This window comes from Citrobacter portucalensis (assembly GCF_002042885.1).
GTDB classification, from domain to species: domain Bacteria; phylum Pseudomonadota; class Gammaproteobacteria; order Enterobacterales; family Enterobacteriaceae; genus Citrobacter; species Citrobacter portucalensis.
This window is the reverse complement of sequence record NZ_MVFY01000001.1, coordinates 198,983-221,582: the sequence shown is the minus strand read 5'-3', so window position 1 is coordinate 221,582 and position 22,600 is coordinate 198,983. Positions and strand designations below refer to the sequence as shown.

Annotated in this window: 24 protein-coding genes and 1 pseudogene; 16 read left to right on the top strand and 9 right to left on the bottom strand. The window is 52.2% G+C overall.

Annotation, left to right across the window (positions count from 1 at the left end; genetic code table 11):
• The first annotated feature begins 31 nt into the window (after nucleotides 1-31).
• The 10 genes from BZK40_RS01125 (at nucleotide 32) to gstA (ending at nucleotide 9,659) form a co-directional block, all read left to right on the top strand.
• Complete coding sequence (locus tag BZK40_RS01125) at nucleotides 32-472, top strand: DUF2569 domain-containing protein (protein WP_020996422.1); 441 nt, start codon at nucleotides 32-34, stop codon at nucleotides 470-472.
• A 75-nt stretch (nucleotides 473-547) separates the two neighbouring features.
• Nucleotides 548-1,129, top strand: coding sequence for an electron transport complex subunit RsxA (rsxA, locus tag BZK40_RS01120; RefSeq protein ID WP_003029144.1), 582 nt, complete (start codon nucleotides 548-550; stop codon nucleotides 1,127-1,129).
• Nucleotides 1,129-1,707: an electron transport complex subunit RsxB gene (gene rsxB, locus BZK40_RS01115; RefSeq protein ID WP_032943340.1), complete on the top strand. Its 579-nt coding sequence runs from the start codon at nucleotides 1,129-1,131 to the stop codon at nucleotides 1,705-1,707. The genes rsxA and rsxB overlap by 1 nt, the downstream gene beginning before the upstream one ends.
• The gene (gene rsxC, locus BZK40_RS01110; RefSeq protein ID WP_079933985.1) at nucleotides 1,700-3,817 is read left to right on the top strand and encodes an electron transport complex subunit RsxC; all 2,118 of its coding nucleotides are present in this window, start codon (nucleotides 1,700-1,702) and stop codon (nucleotides 3,815-3,817) included. The genes rsxB and rsxC overlap by 8 nt, the downstream gene beginning before the upstream one ends.
• A complete protein-coding gene (rsxD, locus tag BZK40_RS01105) occupies nucleotides 3,818-4,870 on the top strand; it encodes an electron transport complex subunit RsxD (protein WP_008784680.1) in 1,053 nt (350 codons plus the stop codon). It begins immediately after the preceding gene.
• A gap of 9 nt (nucleotides 4,871-4,879) precedes the next feature.
• Nucleotides 4,880-5,500 (top strand): electron transport complex subunit RsxG, encoded by a 621-nt coding sequence (gene rsxG / locus BZK40_RS01100; RefSeq protein WP_079933984.1) that lies wholly within the window; start codon nucleotides 4,880-4,882, stop codon nucleotides 5,498-5,500.
• Between the two features lie 2 nt (nucleotides 5,501-5,502).
• Nucleotides 5,503-6,195, top strand: coding sequence for an electron transport complex subunit E (locus tag BZK40_RS01095; RefSeq protein WP_008784678.1), 693 nt, complete (start codon nucleotides 5,503-5,505; stop codon nucleotides 6,193-6,195).
• Entirely contained in the window at nucleotides 6,195-6,830 is a 636-nt protein-coding gene (nth, locus tag BZK40_RS01090; protein ID WP_079933983.1) for an endonuclease III, read from the top strand. The genes BZK40_RS01095 and nth overlap by 1 nt, the downstream gene beginning before the upstream one ends.
• A gap of 613 nt (nucleotides 6,831-7,443) precedes the next feature.
• Entirely contained in the window at nucleotides 7,444-8,949 is a 1,506-nt protein-coding gene (gene dtpA, locus BZK40_RS01085) for a dipeptide/tripeptide permease DtpA (protein WP_020996425.1), read from the top strand.
• A 104-nt stretch (nucleotides 8,950-9,053) separates the two neighbouring features.
• Nucleotides 9,054-9,659, top strand: coding sequence for a glutathione transferase GstA (gstA, locus tag BZK40_RS01080; RefSeq protein WP_003832787.1), 606 nt, complete (start codon nucleotides 9,054-9,056; stop codon nucleotides 9,657-9,659).
• Between the two features lie 83 nt (nucleotides 9,660-9,742).
• Here gstA and pdxY read toward each other — a convergent pair whose 3' ends face one another.
• The 5 genes from pdxY to anmK form a co-directional block, all read right to left on the bottom strand.
• Nucleotides 9,743-10,603 (bottom strand): pyridoxal kinase PdxY, encoded by an 861-nt coding sequence (pdxY, locus tag BZK40_RS01075; protein ID WP_079933982.1) that lies wholly within the window; start codon nucleotides 10,601-10,603, stop codon nucleotides 9,743-9,745.
• 64 nt (nucleotides 10,604-10,667) lie between these two features.
• Nucleotides 10,668-11,942: a tyrosine--tRNA ligase gene (tyrS, locus tag BZK40_RS01070; RefSeq protein WP_020996426.1), complete on the bottom strand. Its 1,275-nt coding sequence runs from the start codon at nucleotides 11,940-11,942 to the stop codon at nucleotides 10,668-10,670.
• A 126-nt stretch (nucleotides 11,943-12,068) separates the two neighbouring features.
• Nucleotides 12,069-12,725 carry a pyridoxamine 5'-phosphate oxidase gene (pdxH, locus tag BZK40_RS01065; protein ID WP_079933981.1) on the bottom strand — a complete coding sequence of 219 codons (657 nt, stop codon included), beginning with the start codon at nucleotides 12,723-12,725 and terminating at the stop codon, nucleotides 12,069-12,071.
• A gap of 59 nt (nucleotides 12,726-12,784) precedes the next feature.
• Entirely contained in the window at nucleotides 12,785-13,114 is a 330-nt protein-coding gene (mliC, locus tag BZK40_RS01060) for a C-type lysozyme inhibitor (RefSeq protein WP_003029170.1), read from the bottom strand.
• Nucleotides 13,115-13,201: 87 nt separating this feature from the next.
• Nucleotides 13,202-14,323: an anhydro-N-acetylmuramic acid kinase gene (anmK, locus tag BZK40_RS01055; protein ID WP_008784673.1), complete on the bottom strand. Its 1,122-nt coding sequence runs from the start codon at nucleotides 14,321-14,323 to the stop codon at nucleotides 13,202-13,204.
• A gap of 274 nt (nucleotides 14,324-14,597) precedes the next feature.
• Here anmK and slyB point away from each other — a divergent pair, with 274 nt between their 5' ends.
• Nucleotides 14,598-15,065, top strand: coding sequence for an outer membrane lipoprotein SlyB (gene slyB / locus BZK40_RS01050; RefSeq protein ID WP_003029175.1), 468 nt, complete (start codon nucleotides 14,598-14,600; stop codon nucleotides 15,063-15,065).
• Between the two features lie 46 nt (nucleotides 15,066-15,111).
• Here the strand turns inward: slyB and slyA are convergent, their stop codons facing one another.
• Nucleotides 15,112-15,552 (bottom strand): transcriptional regulator SlyA, encoded by a 441-nt coding sequence (slyA, locus tag BZK40_RS01045; protein WP_008784672.1) that lies wholly within the window; start codon nucleotides 15,550-15,552, stop codon nucleotides 15,112-15,114.
• A gap of 192 nt (nucleotides 15,553-15,744) precedes the next feature.
• Between slyA and BZK40_RS01040 the strand changes: the two genes are divergently transcribed.
• From BZK40_RS01040 to BZK40_RS01030, 3 genes and pseudogenes are all read left to right on the top strand, one after another.
• Nucleotides 15,745-15,981 carry a DUF1656 domain-containing protein gene (locus BZK40_RS01040; protein WP_003029180.1) on the top strand — a complete coding sequence of 79 codons (237 nt, stop codon included), beginning with the start codon at nucleotides 15,745-15,747 and terminating at the stop codon, nucleotides 15,979-15,981.
• A gap of 2 nt (nucleotides 15,982-15,983) precedes the next feature.
• Nucleotides 15,984-16,847 (top strand): efflux RND transporter periplasmic adaptor subunit, encoded by an 864-nt coding sequence (locus tag BZK40_RS01035; protein WP_032943329.1) that lies wholly within the window; start codon nucleotides 15,984-15,986, stop codon nucleotides 16,845-16,847.
• Nucleotides 16,844-18,884, top strand: a pseudogene (locus BZK40_RS01030) (FUSC family protein). The gene BZK40_RS01035 and the pseudogene BZK40_RS01030 overlap by 4 nt, the downstream one beginning before the upstream one ends.
• Here BZK40_RS01030 and sodC read toward each other — a convergent pair.
• From sodC to BZK40_RS01015, 3 genes are all read right to left on the bottom strand, one after another.
• Nucleotides 18,860-19,384 carry a superoxide dismutase [Cu-Zn] SodC gene (gene sodC, locus BZK40_RS01025; protein ID WP_060682257.1) on the bottom strand — a complete coding sequence of 175 codons (525 nt, stop codon included), beginning with the start codon at nucleotides 19,382-19,384 and terminating at the stop codon, nucleotides 18,860-18,862. The pseudogene BZK40_RS01030 and the gene sodC overlap by 25 nt on opposite strands.
• 81 nt (nucleotides 19,385-19,465) lie before the next feature.
• Nucleotides 19,466-20,362: an aldo/keto reductase gene (locus tag BZK40_RS01020; RefSeq protein ID WP_079933980.1), complete on the bottom strand. Its 897-nt coding sequence runs from the start codon at nucleotides 20,360-20,362 to the stop codon at nucleotides 19,466-19,468.
• Nucleotides 20,363-20,411: 49 nt separating this feature from the next.
• Complete coding sequence (locus BZK40_RS01015; protein WP_003832768.1) at nucleotides 20,412-20,651, bottom strand: DUF1289 domain-containing protein; 240 nt, start codon at nucleotides 20,649-20,651, stop codon at nucleotides 20,412-20,414.
• 101 nt (nucleotides 20,652-20,752) lie between these two features.
• Here BZK40_RS01015 and BZK40_RS01010 point away from each other — a divergent pair, with 101 nt between their 5' ends.
• Nucleotides 20,753-21,352 carry a TetR/AcrR family transcriptional regulator gene (locus BZK40_RS01010; RefSeq protein ID WP_003832766.1) on the top strand — a complete coding sequence of 200 codons (600 nt, stop codon included), beginning with the start codon at nucleotides 20,753-20,755 and terminating at the stop codon, nucleotides 21,350-21,352.
• Nucleotides 21,353-21,406: 54 nt separating this feature from the next.
• On the top strand, nucleotides 21,407-22,504 hold the full coding sequence (locus BZK40_RS01005; protein ID WP_032943320.1) for an alkene reductase: 1,098 nt from the start codon (nucleotides 21,407-21,409) through the stop codon (nucleotides 22,502-22,504).
• The last annotated feature ends 96 nt before the right edge of the window (nucleotides 22,505-22,600 follow it).

The window sequence follows — 22,600 nt, the reverse complement described above, 5'->3', positions numbered from 1 at the left end:
GATTGATTGCGCGCGTAAACCTGGAGAAGAGATGACTACGACACCGGCACAACGTATCGGAGGCTGGCTACTTGGGCCACTGGCCTGGCTGTTAGTCGCGTTGTTGAGCGCTTCGCTGGCGTTATTACTTTATGTCACTGCGCTGGCTACACCACAAACCTTCAAAACGCTGGGTGAGCAAAGTACGGCAAATTTGCTGTTATGGGGTGTTTCCTTTATTACCGCGATCGCCATGTGGTATTACACACTGTGGCTGACGATTGCGTTTTTCAAACGCAGAGCCTGTGTACCTAAGCATTACATTCTGTGGCTGCTGATCTCCGTGTTGCTGGCGATTAAAGCGTTTGCGTTTTCACCCGTCCCAGACGCTTTTGCCGTGCGCCAACTGCTGTTCCCATTACTGGCTGCAGCACTGTTGGTGCCCTACTTCAAACGATCGCAGCGCGTTAAATCGACGTTTGTGAACCCGTAATAACCCTACAGTTAACCTGTTGTCGCCTGTTGAAGATTGTCAGATAATAGGCGGCTTTTTATTTCAGGCCGAAAAATGACTGATTACCTGCTGCTGTTTGTCGGAACTGTACTGGTCAATAACTTTGTACTGGTGAAGTTTCTGGGCCTTTGCCCGTTTATGGGCGTTTCCAAAAAACTGGAAACCGCAATGGGTATGGGCCTTGCCACGACGTTTGTCATGACACTGGCATCCATCTGCGCTTGGCTGATTGATACCTGGATCCTAATTCCGCTCAATCTCATCTATCTGCGCACGCTGGCTTTTATTCTGGTTATCGCCGTCGTCGTGCAGTTTACCGAAATGGTTGTGCGCAAAACCAGCCCTGCGCTGTACCGCCTGCTGGGGATCTTCCTACCGCTGATCACCACTAACTGCGCAGTGTTAGGTGTGGCGCTACTGAACATCAACCTCGGCCATAACTTTTTACAGTCGGCGCTATACGGTTTTTCCGCCGCCGTCGGCTTCTCGCTGGTGATGGTACTGTTCGCCGCGATCCGCGAACGCCTCGCCGTGGCGGACGTCCCAGCGCCGTTTCGCGGCAATGCGATTGCGCTGATTACCGCTGGTTTAATGTCATTGGCCTTTATGGGCTTTAGTGGTTTGGTGAAGTTGTAATGAATGCTATCTGGATTGCCGTTGCCGCAGTGAGTCTACTGGGTCTGGCGTTCGGCGCTATTTTGGGGTACGCCTCACGACGTTTTGCCGTTGAAGATGATCCGGTCGTGGAGAAAATTGATGAAATTCTCCCGCAAAGCCAGTGTGGCCAGTGCGGCTATCCGGGCTGTCATCCTTATGCTGAAGCGATCGGGTCTCAGGGTGAAAAAATTAACCGTTGCGCCCCCGGCGGCGAAGCGGTGATGTTAAAAATTGCCGCCCTGCTGAATGTCGATCCGCAGCCTATTGATGGCGATGAACAAGACGTTACGCCGGTGCGAATGCTGGCGGTCATTGATGAAAATAACTGTATTGGGTGCACTAAGTGTATTCAGGCCTGCCCGGTCGATGCCATCGTGGGCGCGACCCGCGCCATGCACACGGTAATGAGCGATCTCTGCACCGGGTGCAACCTGTGCGTTGACCCGTGCCCGACGCAATGTATTGAATTACGCCCGGTAGCCGAGACACCCGATAGCTGGAAATGGGATTTAAACACCATCCCTGTGCGCATCATTCCCGTGGAACAACATGTTTAAGTTATTCTCTGCATTCAGAAAAAATAAAATCTGGGACTTTGATGGCGGCATTCATCCACCAGAAATGAAAACCCAGTCAAACGGAACGCCGTTGCGACAGGTTCCGCTGGCGCCGCGTTTCGTTATTCCGCTGAAACAACATATTGGTGCGGAGGGTGAACTGTGCGTAAACGTGGGTGACACCGTGCTGCGTGGTCAGGCCTTAACCCGCGGACGTGGCAGAATGCTTCCAGTCCATGCGCCAACATCAGGCACCGTTGTTGCCATTGCCCCGCACTCCACCGCGCATCCTTCGGCACTGGCTGAGTTGAGCGTCATCATAGACGCCGATGGCGAAGATCGCTGGATTGAGCGAGACGGCTGGACCGATTATCGCTCCCACAGCCGGGAAGAGCTGATTGCGCGTATTCATCAGTACGGCGTTGCCGGGCTGGGTGGCGCAGGTTTTCCCACCGGCGTTAAACTGCAGGGCGGCGGAGATAAAATTGAAACGCTGATCATTAACGCCGCCGAATGCGAGCCGTACATTACGGCAGATGACCGCCTGATGCAGGACTGTGCCGCTCAGGTCGTCGAAGGTATCCGCATCCTGGCGCACATTCTTCAGCCACGCGAGATCCTCCTGGGTATCGAAGATAACAAACCGCAGGCAATATCTATGCTGCGCGCGGTGCTGGCTGATTCACACGACATTAGCCTACGCGTGATCCCCACCAAGTACCCGTCCGGCGGGGCCAAGCAGTTAACACAAATCCTGACCGGCAAGCAGGTTCCCCACGGCGGACGCTCCTCTGATATCGGCGTATTGATGCAAAACGTCGGAACCGCCTATGCAATTAAACGTGCAGTAATCGACGGAGAGCCGATCACCGAACGTGTCGTGACGCTAACAGGTGAAGCAGTCAGTCGTCCGGGCAACGTCTGGGCGCGTTTAGGTACGCCGGTTCGTCATCTGCTCAACGATGCGGGCTTCTGCCCTTCCGCCGACCAGATGGTGATTATGGGCGGGCCGCTGATGGGCTTTACGCTGCCGTGGCTGGATGTCCCGGTGGTGAAGATAACCAACTGTCTTCTGGCCCCCTCGGCCAGTGAAATGGGTGAAACGCCAGAAGAGAAAGGCTGCATTCGCTGTAGTGCATGCGCCGATGCCTGTCCGGCCGATCTCCTGCCACAACAGCTTTACTGGTTCAGTAAAGGGCAACAGCACGACAAAGCGACGGCCCACAATATCGCCGACTGTATTGAATGCGGTGCCTGCGCCTGGGTATGCCCAAGCAATATTCCACTGGTACAGTATTTCCGTCAGGAAAAAGCCGAGATTTACGCCATTAGTCAGGAAGAAAAGCGCGCCGCAGAAGCAAAAGCTCGGTTTGAAGCCCGACAGGCGCGCCTTGAACGTGAAAAAGCAGCACGTCTTGAACGCCATAAGAGCGCCGCTGCTCAGCCGGCGGCCAAAGATCATGATGCCATTGCCGCCGCGCTGGCTCGCGTAAAAGAAAAGCAGGCTCAGGCGCTGCAACCGGTGGTCATTCAGGCAGGTGAAAAACCTGACAATAGCGCCGTGATTGCCGCACGCGAGGCGCGTAAGGCGCAAGCTCGTGCTTCCCGTAAGGAAAACCCGCCGCAAAGTGAAGGCAGCAGCACGGGTACAGACCCGCGTAAAGCTGCCGTGGAAGCGGCAATTGCCGGCGCCAAAGCCCGCAAGCTTGAGCAAGAAGCGGTAACAGAAACGGCCGAACCGGTTGATCCGCGTAAGGCTGCCGTGGAAGCGGCAATCGCCCGCGCCAAAGCTCGCAAGCTCGAGCAGCAGGCGGTAACAGAAACAACCGAGCCCGTTGATCCGCGTAAAGCTGCCGTGGAAGCGGCAATCGCTCGCGCCAAAGCCCGCAAACTTAAACAAGAAGCGGTAACAGAAACAGTCGAACCGATTGATCCGCGTAAAGCTGCCGTCGAAGCGGCAATCGCCCGCGCCAAAGCCCGCAAGCTAGAGCAGCAGGCGGTAGCCGAAACAGCCGAGCCGGTTGATCCACGTAAAGCCGCCGTCGCGGCCGCCATCGCACGCGCTCAGGCAAAGAAAGCCGCACAGCAGCAGGTTGTAAACGAGGAATAAATGGTATTCAGAATAGCAAGCTCCCCTTATACCCATAACCAGCGCCAGACATCGCGTATCATGATGCTGGTGTTACTTGCTGCATTGCCGGGGATCGCCGCTCAGCTGTGGTTCTTCGGCTGGGGCACGTTGTTCCAGATCGTTCTCGCTGCCATCAGCGCTATTGCTGCCGAAGCGGGTGTGCTTAAACTGCGTAAACAACCCATTGTGGCAATTTTAAAAGACAACTCTGCGTTACTCACCGGGTTGCTTTTGGCCGTCAGTATTCCGCCCCTCGCGCCATGGTGGATGGTGGTATTAGGCACGGTATTTGCGGTTATCATTGCGAAACAGCTGTATGGCGGGCTCGGGCAGAACCCGTTTAACCCTGCCATGATTGGTTATGTCGTGCTGCTCATCTCATTTCCGGTACAGATGACCAGTTGGCTGCCGCCGCATGAAATTGCGGCCACGGTGCCTGGTTTCTTTGACGCCCTGAACGTTATCTTTAACGGGCATACCGCCAGCGGAGGTGATATGAATTCGCTGCGTATGGGTATCGATGGTATCAGTCAGGCAACACCTCTTGATACTTTTAAGACATCCCTGCATGCCGGACGTACCGTTGAGCAGGTGATGCAATACCCGATCTACAGCGGCATGCTGGCAGGCGCTGGCTGGCAGTGGGTGAACCTTGCCTGGCTGGTTGGTGGCATCGTGCTGTTATGGCAAAAAGCGATTCGCTGGCATATCCCGGTTAGCTTCCTGCTGTCGCTCGCCGTTTGCGCCACTTTAGGTTGGATTTTTTCGCCAGACTCACTGGCATCGCCTCAGTTGCATTTGCTTTCCGGCGCGACGATGTTAGGTGCGTTCTTTATTCTTACCGATCCCGTTACAGCATCAACAACCAACCGTGGTCGTCTGATTTTTGGCGCGCTTGCGGGCCTGTTAGTGTGGTTGATACGCAGTTTTGGTGGTTATCCTGATGGCGTGGCTTTTGCCGTGTTGCTGGCCAATATCACGGTTCCCCTGATTGATTATTACACCCGCCCTCGCGTGTACGGACATCGCTAAGGACTAGATATGCTGAAAACGATTCGTAAACACGGTATTACACTGGCGCTGTTTGCTGCGGGCTCAACGGGGTTAACCGCAGCAATCAATCAATTAACCAAGTCAACCATTGATGAACAGGCCGCGATACAGCAAAAAACGCTGTTCGATCAGGTTCTGCCTGGCGATCGCTACAATAATAACTTGTCTGAAAGTTGTTATCTGGTCAATGCGCCAGCGTTAGGCAAAGGTACGCACCGTATATATATTGCCCGCCAGGACGATCGTCCTGTTGCTGCGATTCTTGAAGCTACGGCGCCAGATGGTTATTCCGGGGCGATTCAACTGCTGGTGGGTGTCGATTTCACGGGTACCGTGTTGGGTACGCGGGTTACCGAACACCATGAAACGCCTGGGCTGGGCGATAAAATCGAACTGCGACTGTCCGACTGGATCACCCATTTTAGCGGTAAAACAATTTCTGCGGATAACACCTCTCACTGGGCAGTGAAAAAAGATGGCGGCGACTTTGACCAGTTTACTGGCGCAACCATTACACCACGTGCGGTGGTTAACGCGGTTAAACGTGCCGGCCTGTATGCGCAGACGCTGCCTGCGCAACTCCCTCAACTTAACGCCTGTGGAGAATAACCATGAGCGAAATTAAAGACGTGATTGTCCAGGGGTTATGGAAAAATAACTCCGCGCTTGTGCAACTACTCGGGATGTGTCCGCTGTTGGCCGTCACTTCTACCGCCACTAACGCGCTGGGTCTTGGACTTGCGACTACGCTCGTCCTGACGCTGACCAACCTGACGATTTCAGCCCTTCGCCGCTGGACACCGCCAGAAATTCGTATTCCGATTTATGTCATGATTATCGCCTCCGTGGTGAGTGCGGTACAGATGTTGATCAATGCCTACGCCTTCGGCCTGTATCAGTCTCTGGGCATCTTCATCCCGCTGATTGTAACCAACTGCATTGTTGTTGGTCGTGCAGAAGCCTTCGCCGCCAAAAAGGGCCCTGCGTTATCCGCACTTGATGGTTTCTCCATCGGCATGGGCGCAACAGGTGCCATGTTTGTTCTGGGCTCGCTGCGTGAAATAATTGGTAACGGTACACTGTTTGATGGTGCAGACGGTTTGTTGGGTAGCTGGGCCAAAGTCTTGCGCGTTGAGATCTTCCATACTGATACGCCGTTTCTGCTGGCCATGCTGCCACCGGGCGCGTTTATTGGCCTGGGTCTGATGCTGGCAGTGAAGTATCTGATTGATGAGAAAATGAAGAAACGTCGTGCCGAGGCGGCTGTCGTGGACAGTCCCGCGGGTGAAACAGGGAATGCGTAATGAACAAAGCAAAACGTCTGGAAATACTGACGCGTCTGCGGGATAACAACCCGCATCCGACAACCGAGCTCAATTTTACATCGCCGTTTGAACTGTTGATTTCGGTCTTGCTATCCGCACAAGCGACCGATGTCAGCGTCAATAAAGCGACAGCTAAGCTATACCCCGTCGCCAATACGCCGGCTGCGATGCTGGAGCTCGGTGTTGAAGGTGTTAAGTCCTACATCAAGACAATCGGTTTGTTTAACAGCAAAGCAGAAAACGTAATTAAAACCTGCCGCATTCTGCTGGAACAACATAATGGTGAAGTGCCTGAAGACCGTTCGGCGTTAGAAGCTCTCCCTGGAGTTGGGCGAAAGACGGCTAATGTGGTGTTAAATACCGCCTTTGGCTGGCCCACTATCGCTGTAGATACCCACATTTTTCGCGTCTGTAATCGCACGCAATTCGCCCCGGGTAAAAACGTCGAGCAGGTTGAAGAGAAACTGCTGAAAGTCGTACCCAGTGAATTTAAAGTCGATTGCCATCACTGGTTAATTCTTCATGGTCGCTACACCTGCATCGCCAGAAAGCCGCGCTGCGGTTCCTGTATTATTGAAGATCTCTGCGAATTCAAAGAGAAAGTCGATATCTAATGCTGCCGGGGCATCCTCCTCGCCCCTTACATACATAACGATTAGTTATGCACTCCCCAGCGTTTATTTTCCCGACAATGATGCCATTCAATTGCTCATATCTAATGCAATATTCTTGTTAATTAACACCTGAGCAGGTTAATCGTTTTTTTAGCAAAAGAAATTTCTATCTATACGTGATCCAGATCATCCAGCTAACACAATGTTAATAAATTTTTATTTTTTAGTTAAGGTGACAATTAGATGACCTAACTGCACAGTTTCTAAACAAAACATTACACTACCTATTTTTCAGATAATGGCCTATATCACTGGATTCAACCTTAAATAGCAGAACATATCGCCACATTGCGGTTATGGCGGTGATTAAACAGTGTAAAAATCTGCCATTTTAGAAATGAAGAAATTTAACGCTAGATAACATTTCACAGCCCCGACGATTTCACCAGTCATGATATATGTAACAGATTATTACAAACCACTTGTCTGAATGGTCAAGATAGTGAACATTACTTGCCGTTTCCCCTCCCACTATAACAATCGGACGGATGAACTTGACTCATCACGTACCTGAACACCCCCGTTGATATGGGATGTAAAAAAAGAGGTAAAAGTGTCTACTGCAAACAATAAACCAACAGAAAGCGTAAGTTTAAACGCCTTCAAACAACCAAAAGCGTTCTATCTCATTTTCTCTATTGAGCTGTGGGAACGTTTTGGTTATTACGGCCTGCAAGGGATTATGGCCGTCTACCTGGTTAAACAGCTGGGTATGTCAGAAGCGGATTCCATCACCCTTTTCTCGTCCTTTAGCGCCCTGGTGTACGGTCTGGTTGCCATTGGCGGCTGGTTAGGTGATAAAGTTCTGGGAACAAAACGTGTCATTATGCTGGGTGCCGTTGTGCTGGCCATCGGTTATGCGTTGGTAGCATGGTCCGGTCACGATGCGGGTATCGTTTATATGGGCATGGCGGCCATCGCGGTCGGTAACGGCCTGTTTAAAGCAAACCCATCCTCCCTGCTCTCTACCTGCTATGCCAAAGATGACCCGCGTCTTGATGGTGCATTTACCATGTACTACATGTCCGTCAACATCGGTTCATTCTTCTCTATGCTGGCAACGCCATGGTTAGCTGCGCGTTACGGCTGGAGCACCGCGTTCGCTCTGAGCGTCGTGGGTATGCTGATTACCGTTGTTAACTTCGCATTCTGCCAGCGTTGGGTTAAACAGTACGGTTCTAAACCGGACTTTGAACCGATCAACTTCCGTAACCTGCTGCTGACCATTGCTGGCGTTGTGGTACTGATCGCGATTGCAACCTGGTTGCTGCACAACCAGCAGATCGCTCGTATGGTTCTGGGCGTCATTGCGCTGGGTATCGTGTTCATCTTCGGTAAAGAAGCCTTCACCATGCACGGTGCTGCGCGTCGTAAAATGATCGTCGCCTTCATCCTGATGCTGGAAGCGATTATCTTCTTCGTGCTGTACAGCCAGATGCCGACCTCACTGAACTTCTTTGCGATTCGTAACGTTGAGCACTCTATTCTTGGCATTGCTTTCGAACCTGAACAGTACCAGGCACTGAACCCGTTCTGGATCATCATTGGTAGCCCAATCCTCGCCGCTATCTATAACAAAATGGGCGATACCCTGCCGATGCCGACCAAGTTTGCGATTGGTATGGTGCTGTGTTCCGGTGCATTCCTGATCCTGCCGCTGGGCGCGAAATTCGCTACCGATGCGGGCATCGTTTCCGTTAACTGGTTGATTATCTGCTACGGTCTGCAAAGTATCGGTGAGCTGATGATCTCCGGTCTGGGTCTGGCAATGGTGGCACAGTTGGTTCCGCAGCGCCTGATGGGCTTCATCATGGGTAGCTGGTTCCTGACCACTGCCGGTGCAAACATCATCGGTGGCTACGTCGCTAACATGATGGCTGTACCAGAGAACGTGACTGACCCGCTGATGTCCCTTGAAGTCTACGGTCGTGTGTTCCTGCAGATTGGTGTTGCGACGGCTGTTATCGCTGTTCTGATGCTGCTGACGGCTCCGAAACTGAACCGTATGACTCAGGACGATGACGTCAATGAGAAAGCCTCTAAGGCCGCGACAGCGTAATTCTCAGGGAAACTCATTTTCAGGCCGCTAACTGTTGTTAGCGGCTTTTTTTTTGCCTGAGGTAGCACTACCATACGATATACCTCAGCCAAAAGGAGTTACCGATGAAACTGTTCTACAAACCGGGCGCTTGTTCTCTCGCTTCCCACATCACACTTCGTGAGAGCGGTAAAGATTTCACGCTGGATGGTGTTGATCTGATGAAGAAACGTCTGGAAAATGGCGATGATTTTTTCGCGGTAAACCCAAAAGGGCAAGTTCCCGCACTGCTACTGGATGACGGTACGCTACTTACCGAAGGTGTTGCCATCATGCAATACCTGGCGGACAGCGTGCCAGACCGCCAGCTCCTTGCCCCTACCAGCAGCCTCTCCCGTTACAAAACCATCGAATGGCTTAACTACATTGCGACTGAACTGCATAAAGGCTTTACGCCACTGTTCCGTCCCGATACGCCGGAAGACTTCAAGCCAACCGTTCGCGCGCTGCTGGAGAAAAAAATGCAGTATGTGAACGACTCGCTGAAAGATAACCAATGGATCTGCGGCCCGCGCTTCAGCATCGCCGATGCCTATCTGTTTACCGTACTGCGTTGGGCCTATGCGGTTAAGCTGAATATGGCAGGATTAAGTAATATTGATGCCTATATGGCGCGAATGGCTGAACGCCCGGCGGTTGCCGCTGCGCTGAAAGCAGAAGGGTTAAATTAATTGTTGTTGCCGGGTGGCACTTGCACATACCCGGCCTACAGCTAAAAATATGCCCGATAAGCGTGAGCGCCATCGGGCATCGATTACAGCTGCGTTGCGCTAAAGTAGTGTTCAGGCATGGCGATACGGTCCTGCGCGGCCACGACCTGTAGCTCATACTCGTGCATCTCTTTAGTAGTGATCATCACTTCGTACACTGCCGCAGTCACATGCTCAAGCGCCTGCTGTAAAGACGCGCCCTGCAGCAGTTTCACCAGCAACAAGCCACTCGTCACATCACCCACACCAACCGGTTGACGTGCGCCAAAATCGACTAATGGGCGACTGATATGCCACGCCTGTTCAGCGGTGACCAGCAGCATTTCGAAACGGTCGGTGCTGATACCTGCGCGTGCCAGATGCTTCACCAGTACAATTTCAGGTCCCTGAGCGATCAGTTCACGCGCTGCTGCAACGGCCTCGTCGACATTGTTCACCGCATGCTCGCACAGAATTTCGAGTTCAACCAGATTCGGGGCAATAATGTCACTAGCCGGAAGCGCATGGCGTACATGAAATTCCGCCACTCCGGGTGCGACAATACACCCCTTTTCAGGGTGTCCCATCACCGGATCGCAAAAGTATTTTGCCTGCGGGTTTGCCGCTTTTACCTTGCGAACAATACCCAGAATATGCTCGCCCTGTTCTGCTGAACCAAGATAGCCGCTCAGTACTGCGTCACAGGTCTGGAGTTTATCAATATCAGCAATGCCCTGAACAATTTCAGTCAGGTGGCTCGGCGGCATAACGCAACCGGTCCATTTGCCATACTGCGTGTGGTTTGAAAACTGAACGGTATTCAGCGGCCAGACATTTGCGCCAAGACGACGCATCGGAAATTCTGCTGCACTGTTGCCCGCATGACCAAAAACAACGTGGGACTGGATGGCGAGGATATTCTTCATTTTACTTACCACAACCCTGAAAAAATAAAGGGGCGTAGTTTCCCACGCCCCTGCTAACTCAATCTTACTTCCAGCAAATCAGACAATAGTTCTTCTTGCCACGACGCAGTAAGGTATAGCGCCCGAACAGGATATCACTATCCTGGAAGAAATATTCCGGATCGGACTGTTTCTCACCGTTGATGGTTACCGCGTTTGACGCAATAGTCTTACGTGCCTGACCGCGAGAAGGTTGCAGCTCGGAGTCCACCAGCGCCTGCATCAAATCGGCACCTTTGTCCATCTCGATCATCGGCACGCCATCCTGCGCCAGCTGTTCGAAATCTGCTTCACTCAAATCGCTGAGATTGCCGTTGAACAAGCTTTCGGTAATGCGTTTTGCCGCGACCAGACCTTCTTCACCGTGAACCAGACGCGTAACCTGTTCGGCCAGAACATACTGGGCACGCGGCGCTTTACCGCTGTTTTTATCTTCTTCTTCCAGCGCATTGATTTCTTCAATGTCCATGAAAGTGAAGAATTTCAGGAAGCGATAAACGTCCGCATCGGCGGTGTTGATCCAGAACTGGTAGAATTTGTACGGACTGGTTTTCTTCGGATCCAGCCACACTGCGCCGCCTTCCGTCTTACCGAATTTGGTGCCATCAGCTTTAGTGATCAGCGGAACGGTCAGACCAAACACCTGATTCTGGTGCAAACGACGGGTTAAATCGATACCCGAAGTAATGTTACCCCACTGGTCAGAACCACCAATCTGCAGTGCCACGCCGTGCAGTTTGTTCAGGCAGGCAAAGTCATAACCCTGCAGCAGGTTGTAAGAAAACTCGGTAAAGGAGATCCCCTGATCGTCACGGTTCAGACGCTGCTTAACCGCTTCTTTGTTGATCATCTGGTTAACGGAGAAGTGTTTGCCGATATCACGCAGGAAAGTCAGTACGTTCATACCGCCAAACCAGTCGTAGTTGTTCGCAGCAATCGCCGAGTTGTCGCCACAGTCGAAATCGAGGAACGGTGCAACCTGTTTGCGGATTTTATCCACCCACTCCTGCACAGTGTCTTCGGTATTCAGTTTACGCTCGGCGGCTTTAAAGCTCGGGTCACCAATCAGACCGGTTGCGCCACCTACCAGTGCAACAGGCTTATGGCCTGCCTGCTGGAAGCGTTTCAGGCATAACAATGGAACCAGATGCCCCAAATGCAAGCTGTCAGCGGTAGGATCGAAGCCGCAATAGAGCGCGATCGGGCCTTGCGCCAGTCGCTCTGCTAACGCTTCCTCGTCCGTCACCTGGGCCACCAGCCCCCGCTCTTGCAATTGTTTAATCAAGTTACTGCTTGCCATCAAAATCTCCATGTATAAAACGACTGCACCTTTGCCGGTACACGACTTTTCGCCTGATGCGAAAGAAACATAGAATAAAGCGCCGGATTGATCAGCACCAGCGCTTAAAACAAGAAATTTGCATCTTTAGGGGGCCAGGCGATCAATTTTCCACGCGTTATCTTCGCGTTGGTATAAAAAACGATCGTGCAGACGGTTTTCACCGCCCTGCCAGAACTCCATTTGTTCAATACTCACGCGAAAGCCGCCCCAGAAACTGGGCAGAGGAACTTCCCCTTGCTGAAACTTCTGCTTCAGTTCGAGGAATTTGCTTTCGAGAATACCGCGCGCGGAGATTCGACTGGATTGTTTTGAGACCCAGGCGCCAATCTGACTGTCGCGCGGGCGACTGTGGAAGTATTTCACCACTTCGAGTGTGGAAAGACGCTCTGCCTTGCCGATCACCATCACCTGCCGTTCCAGCGTATGCCAGGGAAATAAAAGGCTGATGCGTGGATTTTTCTCGATCTGATGCGCCTTACGGCTACCAAGGTTGGTATAGAACACCAGCCCTTTGTCATCATAATGTTTGAGTAACACGATGCGCTGATACGGCTGACCATTTTCATCGACGGTCGCAACGACCATTGCGGTGGGATCGGCCAGTTTGGCATCACAGGCTTGCCCCAGCCAGCGCTCAAACAGCGCAAGGGGTTCGGCGGGAAGTTCGCGGCGGCGAAGACCGCCTTTCGTGTATTCACGGCGCAGATGCGCGATTTGCTGCAATTCGTCGTTATCAGACATGATGTTGGGCTACGGATTGTCAGTGGGTGACGCTATTGTGCGCCGCCCAGGTGAAAATCTCAACGCTTCGGGTTCTGTAACTGACAGTTATTTAGCACAATTCTGTCTCGTTTATAGACCGTTGCCTCGTCGCCTTTAGACCAAAATACGTAGATACCATCGGTATAACGTGCACCTGATGCCGACACGCCCTGTTTGAGGTTCAATAGCTGATTATCATAAACAAAGCTTGCCGTCTGGCGGGTATTGTTCAGCTTCACGGTCAGCGGTTTTTCGTCGCAGCGGTATTCAAGCGTATCCGTTTGCATACGCTCGACAAATTGGTTGTACACACTACAACCGCTAAGCAGTACGGGCAGACACACTAACAACAGTTTTTTCATAGCCATATCCTGAAGACTTTCCTGGTCCTGGAGGGTAATGGCACCCTCCCTAATATCCTTAGTTTACCGGCACACCGCGCTGAATAATTTCAGTTAACTCTGAGTTCGTGGATTGGCAGGATAAATTGCCCCTAAAACACTCGGCTCTGACGCCCCAGTCACAGACGGTAAATTTCCCGGTAATCCGGCCAGCGTTCGCCACGCCAGCCAGGCAAAGGCTAACGCTTCCATATCATCACCGCTGATCCCGGCTTCATCGGTAGAGGTAACCTCTGTCCCCGGTAATAATGCCGCCAGACGCATCATCAGCAGTGGATTACGACTGCCACCACCACATACCATGAGTCGATCACAGCCGCCGCTTAACAAGACCTGCTCTGAAATGGTTACTGCCGTCAGTTCGGCAAGCGTCGCCTGTACATCTCGTGGACTAATTCCCGGAAACTGCGCCAGATGACGCTCTATCCAGCCGTAATTAAAATACTCACGGCCGGTACTTTTCGGCGCAGGCGCGGAAAAATAAGGGTCGTTAAGCATATTCTGCAGCAACGGCAGGATCACCGTTCCTGAAATGGCCCACTGCGCATCTTTGTCGTAGGGCTGGCCACATTGCCGCCAGATCCATGCATCCATCAGCATATTGCCCGGCCCGGTGTCGTATCCGCGAACGGGTTGTTGCGGAATAAGCAGAGACAGATTGGCAATTCCGCCGATGTTTAACACCATTCGCCGTTCCGTTGGATGTGCCAGAAGTGCCTGGTGAAACGCGGGAACGAGCGGTGCACCCTGCCCGCCGAGGGCGATATCACGTCGACGAAAATCGCCGACTACGGTTATCCCTGTACGCGCGACAATCTGGTTATTATCACCAATTTGCAGCGTGTGCGGAGCAGCACCGTTCGGTTCATGCCACACGGTTTGCCCGTGGCAACCAATCGCAACGATATCCTGCGGTTTCAATTTTTCTTGCGCCAACAGCGCATTCACCGCCTCAGCAAATAGATAACCGAGCTGTGCATCTAACTGACCAAACTGAGAAAGTGTAAGCTGCTGCCCCTGGCAGATATCCAGAATCGCTTGTTTAACATGGATGGGGATGGGCCAGGTCAGACTCGCCTGCTGCGCAACCATCGTTTCATCTATTGTCGCCAGCACAACATCGACGCCATCAAGGCTGGTTCCAGACATTACACCGATAAAACGGCCCGATTTCATAGGTCATCCTTTTAAGCAAATTAGCCTTGACACTCAACCATAAAGTGTCGACTAATGCCATGCTTCCTTAATGATTTTTGGTGGCTAATCATTACAATGATCGTTTAATTACATCAATTACATGAATGATTCGTTTATACTCGGTTGATCCGATTTCGGTTAAGATTTTCATATTGTTCCAGTAGAACATGTGACCTTAGGCTCACAAATGCCATATAATTTAGCCATGAAGGGTGCTTTATTAGCGTTTCGTGGTGACAAAGGAGATTTGTAAATGATTAAACGTGTGCTGATTGTTTCATTAATGGGCGTATCTTTAGCGGGTTGCGTTAACAATGACAGCCTTTCAGGCGACGTATATACCGCATCCGAAGCGAAACAAGTTCAGAACGTTACCTACGGTACGATTGTTCATGTTCGTCCGGTGCAAATCCAGGGTGGCGATGACGCAAACGTGATTGGTGCTATTGGTGGTGCGGTACTTGGCGGGTTCCTTGGTAACACCGTCGGCGGCGGTACGGGTCGTTCATTAGCGACGGCTGCAGGTGCAGTTGCCGGTGGCGTAGCAGGTCAAGGCGTACAAGGTGCGATGAATAAAACCCAGGGTGTGGAACTGGAAATCCGTAAGGATGATGGTAATACCATCATGGTGGTTCAGAAACAGGGTGCGACCAAGTTTTCAGCCGGCCAGCGCGTTGTTATGGCTAACAACGGCAGCCAGGTTACCGTGTCGCCACGCTAATCGAATTCACGTGTGGTCAGGCTCTGGCCACACGTAACTTATCGTTTCAACCTTGTGACTGCAGTTCAATAATATTGTGTTCGAGTTTGGCAACCAGCTTAATCAGCAGATCAATTTCCTCAGCTGAAATCCCTTCCAGAATTTCTCCACGTGTTTTGTTGATCACCGCTTCCATATCAGCGATCAGCGGCTCAGCCTTCTCTGTCAGTTTAATTCTCTTAGCTCGACGATCGCTGGCGCAAGTCTGTCGTGAAATGAGTCCCTTTTCTTCCAACTGGTCAAGCGTACGTACCAACGAAGGCTGCTCGATGCCAATCGCTTTAGCCAACTGAATCTGCGATTGATCCGGCGGCAACTGATGAATGTTGTGCAGCGTAACCCAATGCGTCTGCGTCAACTCCAGAGGTTTCAGGCGATGGTCAATCAGAGCACGCCAAATGCGCACCAACCGTGCCAGATCAGAACCTAATGGCGATTCCAATTTCATCTCCTTATAATTAGCTTGCTAAGTTATTGTGCTGATTTTAGAATAGTGTGCAGCATTTGTATTCCCAAAACAAATGTATTGCCAAATTTGCTTACCGGCTGACATTTTTTCAGACATTATGCGTTACGGAGACTCATTGTCTCTTTTTTGCTAAACCTATAGCAATGCTCTCTTCCGTCAAGGATTTTGCCCGTGAAGTTTATGTTTAATGCAACAGGATTGCCCCTACAAGATTTAATGATCGGCGCATCTGTCTACTTCCCTCCTGTTTTCAAGGCGATTGTAGCAGGATTTATTCTCTGGCTAGTTGTTCATCGCCTGCTGCGCGACTGGATTTACTCCGGCGAAATCTGGCATCCCCTGCTAATGGATCTGTCACTCTTTACGCTTTGCGTATGTCTGGCCTTTGTTATGCTGATAGCGTGGTGATTATGTCGCTTAAAACCATTAAATACTTCTCAACTATTATAGTCGCTGCAATCGCAGTTTTCGCCGGATGGTGGATGTGGAATTACTATATGCAATCGCCCTGGACACGTGATGGCAAAGTACGTGCTGAGCAGGTCAGCATCACGCCGCAGGTGTCAGGCAGCATTAGCGAACTCTATATAAAAGATAACCAGTTTGTGAATAAAGGCGATGTCCTTTTTATTATCGACAAGACGCCATTTCACATTGCTGAACTGAATGCGCAAGCGCAACTGGCAAAAGCGCAGTCTGACCTGGCGAAAGCCAATAACGAAGCCAACCGCCGCCGTCATTTATCGCAAAATTACATCTCAGCCGAGGATCTGGATACCGCAAATCTCAACGTGAAAGCCATGCAGGCAAGCGTTGAAGCGGCTGAGGCCAGTTTGCGCCAGGCCCAGTGGCAGCTGACGCAAACGGTGGTCAAAGCCCCCGTAGCGGGTTGGGTCACCAATCTTTCAACCCGTAGCGGAGACTACGCTTCAACCGGTAAGCCCCTGTTTGCCCTTGTCGACAGTCACTCTTTTTATGTGATGGGGTATTTTGAAGAAACCAAATTGCGCCATATTCGAGAAGGCGCACCTGCGACGATTACACTCTACAGCGGCAATGTAAAGTTACAGGGTCACGTTTCCAGTATTGGCCGTGCCATCTACGATCAAAGTGTGGAAAGTGATTCCGGCCTGATTCCCGACATCAAACCCAACGTGCCGTGGGTGCGTCTGGCGCAGCGTGTCCCGGTACGCATCGAATTCGACGCCCTGCCGCGGGAGGTCACGCTGGTGTCAGGTACAACCTGCAGCGTATCCATCGGCCAGCGTAAATGAAACTGCCCCGCCTGACACCAGGCAATTTGCCGTGGTTTAAAGCCACGGCGGCACAGTGGCGTTATGCGCTGCGTAACACCATTGCGATGTGCCTGGCGTTAACTTTTGCTTATTATCTGAATCTGGATGAGCCCTACTGGGCGATGACCTCTGCGGCGGTGGTTAGTTTTCCCACCGTTGGCGGGGTTATCAGCAAAAGTCTGGGTCGCGTGGCGGGTAGCCTACTGGGAGCCACCGCCGCACTGATTATTGCCGGTCATACTCTCAATGAGCCGTGGCTGTTTTTGCTGAGCATGTCAGTGTGGATCGGTTTTTGTACCTGGGCATGCGCGCACTTCACCAATAACGTTGCCTACGCCTTTCAACTGGCGGGTTATACGGCGGCGATCATTGCGTTTCCCATGGTCAATACCGTGGAAATTACGCAGTTATGGGATATCGCGCAGGCACGCGTGTGTGAAGTCATCGTCGGTATCCTGTGTGGCGGCGTGATGATGATGATCCTGCCCAGCACCTCCGATGGCACCACGTTACTGACTGCATTGAAAAACATGCATTCACGTTTACTGGAACATGCCAGCCTACTCTGGCAACCAGAAACCACGGATGCCATTCGCACAGCCCATGAAGGTGTTATCGGGCAGATTCTGACCATGAACCTGCTGCGTATTCAGGCATTCTGGAGTCATTACCGCTTTCGTCGCCAGAATGCTTTGCTCAATTCGCTGTTGCACCAGCAGTTACGGATGACCAGCGTGATTTCCAGTCTGCGCAGGATGCTGCTGAACTGGCCTAATCCCCCGTCCAACACCCGGGAAATCATTGAGCAGTTGCTCAGCGAACTAATAAAATCCAATGCGAATAGCTACACCGTCGCACGTATAATTGCCCCACTGCGGCCCGTCGATGCCCGCGACTATCGACACGTCGCCTTCTGGCAACGACTGCGTTATTTTTGTCGGCTCTACCTGCGCAGCAGTCATTATCTGCATTTACTGGAAAATGGTGTTACCGCCGAGCGTATTAATATCGCCCGCACGCCGGGACTTGCCCGTCATACCGATAATGCGGAAGCTATCTGGAGCGGGTTGCGTACGTTCTGCACTTTGATGCTTATCGGCGCATGGAGCATTGGTGCACAATGGGAATCAGGCTCTGGCGCACTCACGCTCGCCGCGATCAGCAGTGTGCTGTATTCCGCCGTTGCCACACCGTTCAAGTCGCTTTCTTTGCTGATGCGTACGCTGGTTCTACTGTCGCTATTTAGCTTTGTGGTTAAGTTTGGCCTGATGGTGCAAATTTCCGACCTCTGGCAGTTTATTCTCTTTCTCTTCCCGCTACTCGCCACCATGCAACTGTTGAAGCTACAAATGCCTGCCCTGGCAGGTCTTTGGGGGCAGTTGATTGTATTTATGGGTTCGTTTATCGCGGTGACCAATCCGCCGGTATATGATTTTGCTGATTTCCTGAATGACAATATGGCGAAAATCACCGGCGTGGCGCTGTCATGGCTGGCCTTCGCCATTCTGCGCCCCGGATCGGATGCACGGAAAAGTCGCCGCCATATTCGCGCCCTGCGCCGGGATTTTGTCGATCAGCTCAGCCGACATCCATCACTCAGTGAAAACGAATTTGAATCGCTGACCTATCATCACGTCAGCCAGCTCAGCAACAGTCAGGATGCGCTGGCGCGACGCTGGTTATTACGTTGGGGGGTCGTTTTACTGAACTGCTCGCACGTGGTGTGGCAACTGCGCACCTGGGAGGCGCGTTCCGATCCGCTGGCTCGCGTCAGGGACGTGTGTATCTCGCTGCTGCGCGATGTAATGAGCGAACGTGGCGTCCAGCAACGACCACTGAATGCCACGCTGAATGAGCTACAGCGCATCTGCGATACGCTTGCCCACCATCATCAACCCGCTGCGCAGGAACTGTCGGCACTGGTCTGGCGGCTACACTGTTCGCTTTCACAACTCGAACAGGCGCCGCCGCCGGGTACTCTCAGTCGTTGATTATTTGATAACACCACAGGCGTAGCGCGCTCCGCCACCGCCAAGCGGTTTCGGTTGATCGGACATATTATCGCCGCCCACATGGATCATCAGCGCTTTGCCTTTAACCTCATCGATCGTTTTCAGGCGCGGCGCAACGACCGGCGTTGTGGCGTTACCGTCGTTATTCACCACCAATAGCGGCAGGTCGCCCATATGACCTGCGCCTTCCGGGCCTTCATGTTTACCGGTTTGATGAGGATCATAATGGCCACCAGCCGATTCTGCGGCTGAGGCTTTCCCTTCTTTAATCGCGGGTTGGCAGCTGCCGTTCATATGCACATGGAATCCATGTTCACCTGGCGGCAACGCTTTCAGATCGGGCGTAAACTCCAGCCCCTTTGCGGTTTCAGCAATAGTGACCGTACCAATCGCCTGGCCGACGCCTTGCGACGTGACCAGATTCATCGTCACTTTTTCTTCATTGGCAGCCTGCGCACCTGCACAGGCGAGTAGAGTGATGATGGCCAAACTCAAACGCTTCATAAGACCTCCGTCCAAAAGGTGTCTGATTGTTAAGTGTAAACCAGTGACACAAATTTGAACGGAGATGCGCCAAAAACGCGATTAGGGTACGTCGTAACCCAGCGCCGCTTTACGAATGCGGAACCATTGCTGGCGAGACATGTTCAGCGACTCAGACTCAATGGCAGCACGTACACGCTCTATTTTTCCTGAGCCAATAATCGGCAGCGGCTGAGACGGCAGACGTAAAATCCAGGCGTATACCACCTGTTCAATAGACTGCGCATTCAACTCTTCTGCGATCACGGCAAGCTCATTACGTAAAGGCTGGAAAGCATCATCATTAAACAGGCGACCACCGCCGAGACAGGACCAGGCCATCGGGCGAATGCGCAGCTGTTGCAGTTGATCTAAAGTACCATCCAACAGGAGCGGCTGATGTACTGGTGAAATTTCTACCTGGTTGGTCGCCAGAGTGAACGGCAGACGCGATTGCAGCAATGAGAACTGTGCCGGGGTGAAGTTGGAGACGCCAAAGTGACGCACTTTGCCACTATGGTGCAATTTTTTAAAAGCGTCGGCGACATCGTCAGCATCCATAAGCGGATCGGGACGGTGGATCAGCAGCAGATCAATATGATCGGTCGCCAGCAGCTTCAGCGACTCTTCCGCACTGGCAATAATATGTGCACTGTCGGTGATGTAGTGGCCCAGCGCATTTTCCGCGCGCGCCATCGTCGCGATCCCGCATTTGGTCACAATCTGCATTTTTTCACGCAAATGCGGAGCCAGTTTCATTGCCTCACCAAACGCCGCTTCACACTGGTATCCACCGTAAATATCGGCGTGATCGACGGTGGTCACGCCAAGATCCAGATGCTCTTCAATAAAGCTGACTAGCTGGCGCGCGGACATATTCCAGTCCATCAGGCGCCAGTACCCCATCACAAAGCGAGAAAATTCCGGGCCTTGCGGCGCAATAGTAATACGCTGAACCATAGCAGCTTCCTTTTAAGTGAATGTGTCTCGAGTATACGCAATTACGCTTTTAAAAGAGTGAAGGTTGTTGCGGTTCTTCCGAAGGGTTGGCTTTGTTTGCACGTAATTTACGCATCAGGCGCTGACGACAAAGCCGCAGCACTTCCTGCTTTTGGGTATCGCTCATCTTTTGCCAGTTAAAACGCTCATCCCGACTGCGAAAACAGCCACGGCAAAAGCCGCGTTCGTCAGACTGACATATTCCACGGCATGGGCTCTGGACGGGGAAAAACTCCAGCTGTTCGGCCACATCCCCTCCTTTAATAAGATTGATATACCTATTGAAGACGTTAACTGAATTTCTCGCAAGCGCTATTGCATTAGACCGACTGGTCTATTACACTCCTTCCCATGAACAAAATCACTGAACACGATACACGCGAACATCTGCTGGCGACTGGCGAACTGCTGTGTATGCAGCGCGGCTTCACCGGCATGGGGTTAAGCGAACTACTGAAAACCGCTGAAGTACCCAAAGGTTCGTTTTATCATTACTTTCGCTCTAAAGAAGCGTTCGGTGTCGCGATGCTGGAACGCCACTATGCGGCCTATCATCGGCGACTGGCTACGCACTTTGATACGGGAGCGGGAAACTACCGCGATCGCATTCTGGCCTACTATCAGGAAACCCTGAACCAGTTTAGCCAGCACGGCATTATTAGCGGCTGTTTAACTGTAAAACTGTCTGCCGAAGTGTGCGATCTGTCAGAAGATATGCGCACAGCGATGGATAAAGGCGCGCGGCACATTATTGTGCTGTTAGCGCAGGCGCTGGAGAAAGGTCAGGCCAGCCATTGTCTGTCTTTTGTTGGCGAGCCGTTACAGCAGGCGCAGGTACTGTATGCGCTGTGGCTTGGCGCCAACCTGCAGGCCAAGATTTCTCGTAGCGCCACTCCGCTGGAAAATGCGCTGGCGCACGTTAAAAACATCATCACAACGCCTGCCGTTTAACAGGCGTTTTTATTTTCTTTATCACTAGACGACCGGTCTATTCAGGAGTACCACATGTCATCTGAAAAACTGTTTTCCCCACTGAAAGTGGGTGCCATTACGGCAGCAAACCGCGTATTTATGGCGCCACTGACGCGTCTGCGCAGTATTGAGCCTGGCGACATCCCTACTCCGCTGATGGCCGAGTATTACCGTCAACGCGCCAGCGCGGGTCTTATCATCAGCGAAGCGACGCAGATTTCCGCACAGGCGAAAGGCTATGCCGGAGCACCCGGCTTACACAGCGAAGCGCAAATTGCCGCATGGAAGAAAATCACTGCTGCCGTACACGCTGAGCAAGGTCATATTGCTGTCCAGTTGTGGCACACTGGACGCATCTCTCACGCCAGTCTGCAGCCAAACGGTCAAGCTCCAGTTGCACCTTCCGCGATTAGCGCTGGAACCCGCACCTCGCTGCGCGATGAAAACGGCCTGGCAACGCGTGCCGATACCTCAATGCCGCGTGCGCTGGAAACTGAAGAGATTCCGGGCATCGTTAATGACTTCCGTCAGGCGATAGCCAATGCGCGCGAAGCGGGTTTCGATATGGTTGAACTGCACTCTGCCCACGGCTACCTGCTGCACCAGTTCCTGTCGCCAACGTCTAACCAGCGCACCGATCAATACGGTGGCAGCGTAGAAAATCGTGCGCGTCTGGTGCTGGAAGTGGTTGATGCCGGTATTAAAGAATGGGGTGCCGATCGCATTGGTATTCGCGTCTCGCCGATTGGCACTTTCCAGAACGTAGACAATGGTCCAAACGAAGAAGCCGATGCGCTGTATCTGATTGAACAATTGGGCAAGCGTGGAATCGCTTACCTGCACATGTCTGAGCCGGACTGGGCCGGTGGCGAGCCGTATTCCGATGCGTTCCGCGAAAAAGTGCGCGCGCGCTTCCACGGCCCTATAATTGGTGCTGGTGCTTACACCCCAGAAAAAGCAGAAGCGCTGATCGAGAAAGGTCTGATCGACGCCGTTGCTTTTGGTCGCGCCTATATTGCTAACCCGGATCTGGTGGCGCGTCTGCAACGCAAAGCAGAACTGAATCCGCAACGTGCCGAGAGCTTCTACGGCGGCGGCGCGGAAGGTTACACCGACTATCCTACCCTCTAACATCACAATCTCCGTTCTGCCATTGATAGCGGCGTAACAACGCCGCTATACTAAAACAACATTTTGAATGTATTAGCCATTTTCGAAGGGGAAAAA

Coding starts and splice junctions, on each gene's coding strand:
- BZK40_RS01125 (WP_020996422.1), top strand. CDS start 32: ATGACTACGACACCGGCACAACGTATCGGAGGCTGGCTACTTGGGCCA.
- rsxA (WP_003029144.1), top strand. CDS start 548: ATGACTGATTACCTGCTGCTGTTTGTCGGAACTGTACTGGTCAATAAC.
- rsxB (WP_032943340.1), top strand. CDS start 1,129: ATGAATGCTATCTGGATTGCCGTTGCCGCAGTGAGTCTACTGGGTCTG.
- rsxC (WP_079933985.1), top strand. CDS start 1,700: ATGTTTAAGTTATTCTCTGCATTCAGAAAAAATAAAATCTGGGACTTT.
- rsxD (WP_008784680.1), top strand. CDS start 3,818: ATGGTATTCAGAATAGCAAGCTCCCCTTATACCCATAACCAGCGCCAG.
- rsxG (WP_079933984.1), top strand. CDS start 4,880: ATGCTGAAAACGATTCGTAAACACGGTATTACACTGGCGCTGTTTGCT.
- BZK40_RS01095 (WP_008784678.1), top strand. CDS start 5,503: ATGAGCGAAATTAAAGACGTGATTGTCCAGGGGTTATGGAAAAATAAC.
- nth (WP_079933983.1), top strand. CDS start 6,195: ATGAACAAAGCAAAACGTCTGGAAATACTGACGCGTCTGCGGGATAAC.
- gstA (WP_003832787.1), top strand. CDS start 9,054: ATGAAACTGTTCTACAAACCGGGCGCTTGTTCTCTCGCTTCCCACATC.
- pdxY (WP_079933982.1), bottom strand. CDS start 10,603: ATGAAGAATATCCTCGCCATCCAGTCCCACGTTGTTTTTGGTCATGCG.
- tyrS (WP_020996426.1), bottom strand. CDS start 11,942: ATGGCAAGCAGTAACTTGATTAAACAATTGCAAGAGCGGGGGCTGGTG.
- pdxH (WP_079933981.1), bottom strand. CDS start 12,725: ATGTCTGATAACGACGAATTGCAGCAAATCGCGCATCTGCGCCGTGAA.
- mliC (WP_003029170.1), bottom strand. CDS start 13,114: ATGGCTATGAAAAAACTGTTGTTAGTGTGTCTGCCCGTACTGCTTAGC.
- anmK (WP_008784673.1), bottom strand. CDS start 14,323: ATGAAATCGGGCCGTTTTATCGGTGTAATGTCTGGAACCAGCCTTGAT.
- slyB (WP_003029175.1), top strand. CDS start 14,598: ATGATTAAACGTGTGCTGATTGTTTCATTAATGGGCGTATCTTTAGCG.
- slyA (WP_008784672.1), bottom strand. CDS start 15,552: ATGAAATTGGAATCGCCATTAGGTTCTGATCTGGCACGGTTGGTGCGC.
- BZK40_RS01035 (WP_032943329.1), top strand. CDS start 15,984: ATGTCGCTTAAAACCATTAAATACTTCTCAACTATTATAGTCGCTGCA.
- sodC (WP_060682257.1), bottom strand. CDS start 19,384: ATGAAGCGTTTGAGTTTGGCCATCATCACTCTACTCGCCTGTGCAGGT.
- BZK40_RS01020 (WP_079933980.1), bottom strand. CDS start 20,362: ATGGTTCAGCGTATTACTATTGCGCCGCAAGGCCCGGAATTTTCTCGC.
- BZK40_RS01010 (WP_003832766.1), top strand. CDS start 20,753: ATGAACAAAATCACTGAACACGATACACGCGAACATCTGCTGGCGACT.
- BZK40_RS01005 (WP_032943320.1), top strand. CDS start 21,407: ATGTCATCTGAAAAACTGTTTTCCCCACTGAAAGTGGGTGCCATTACG.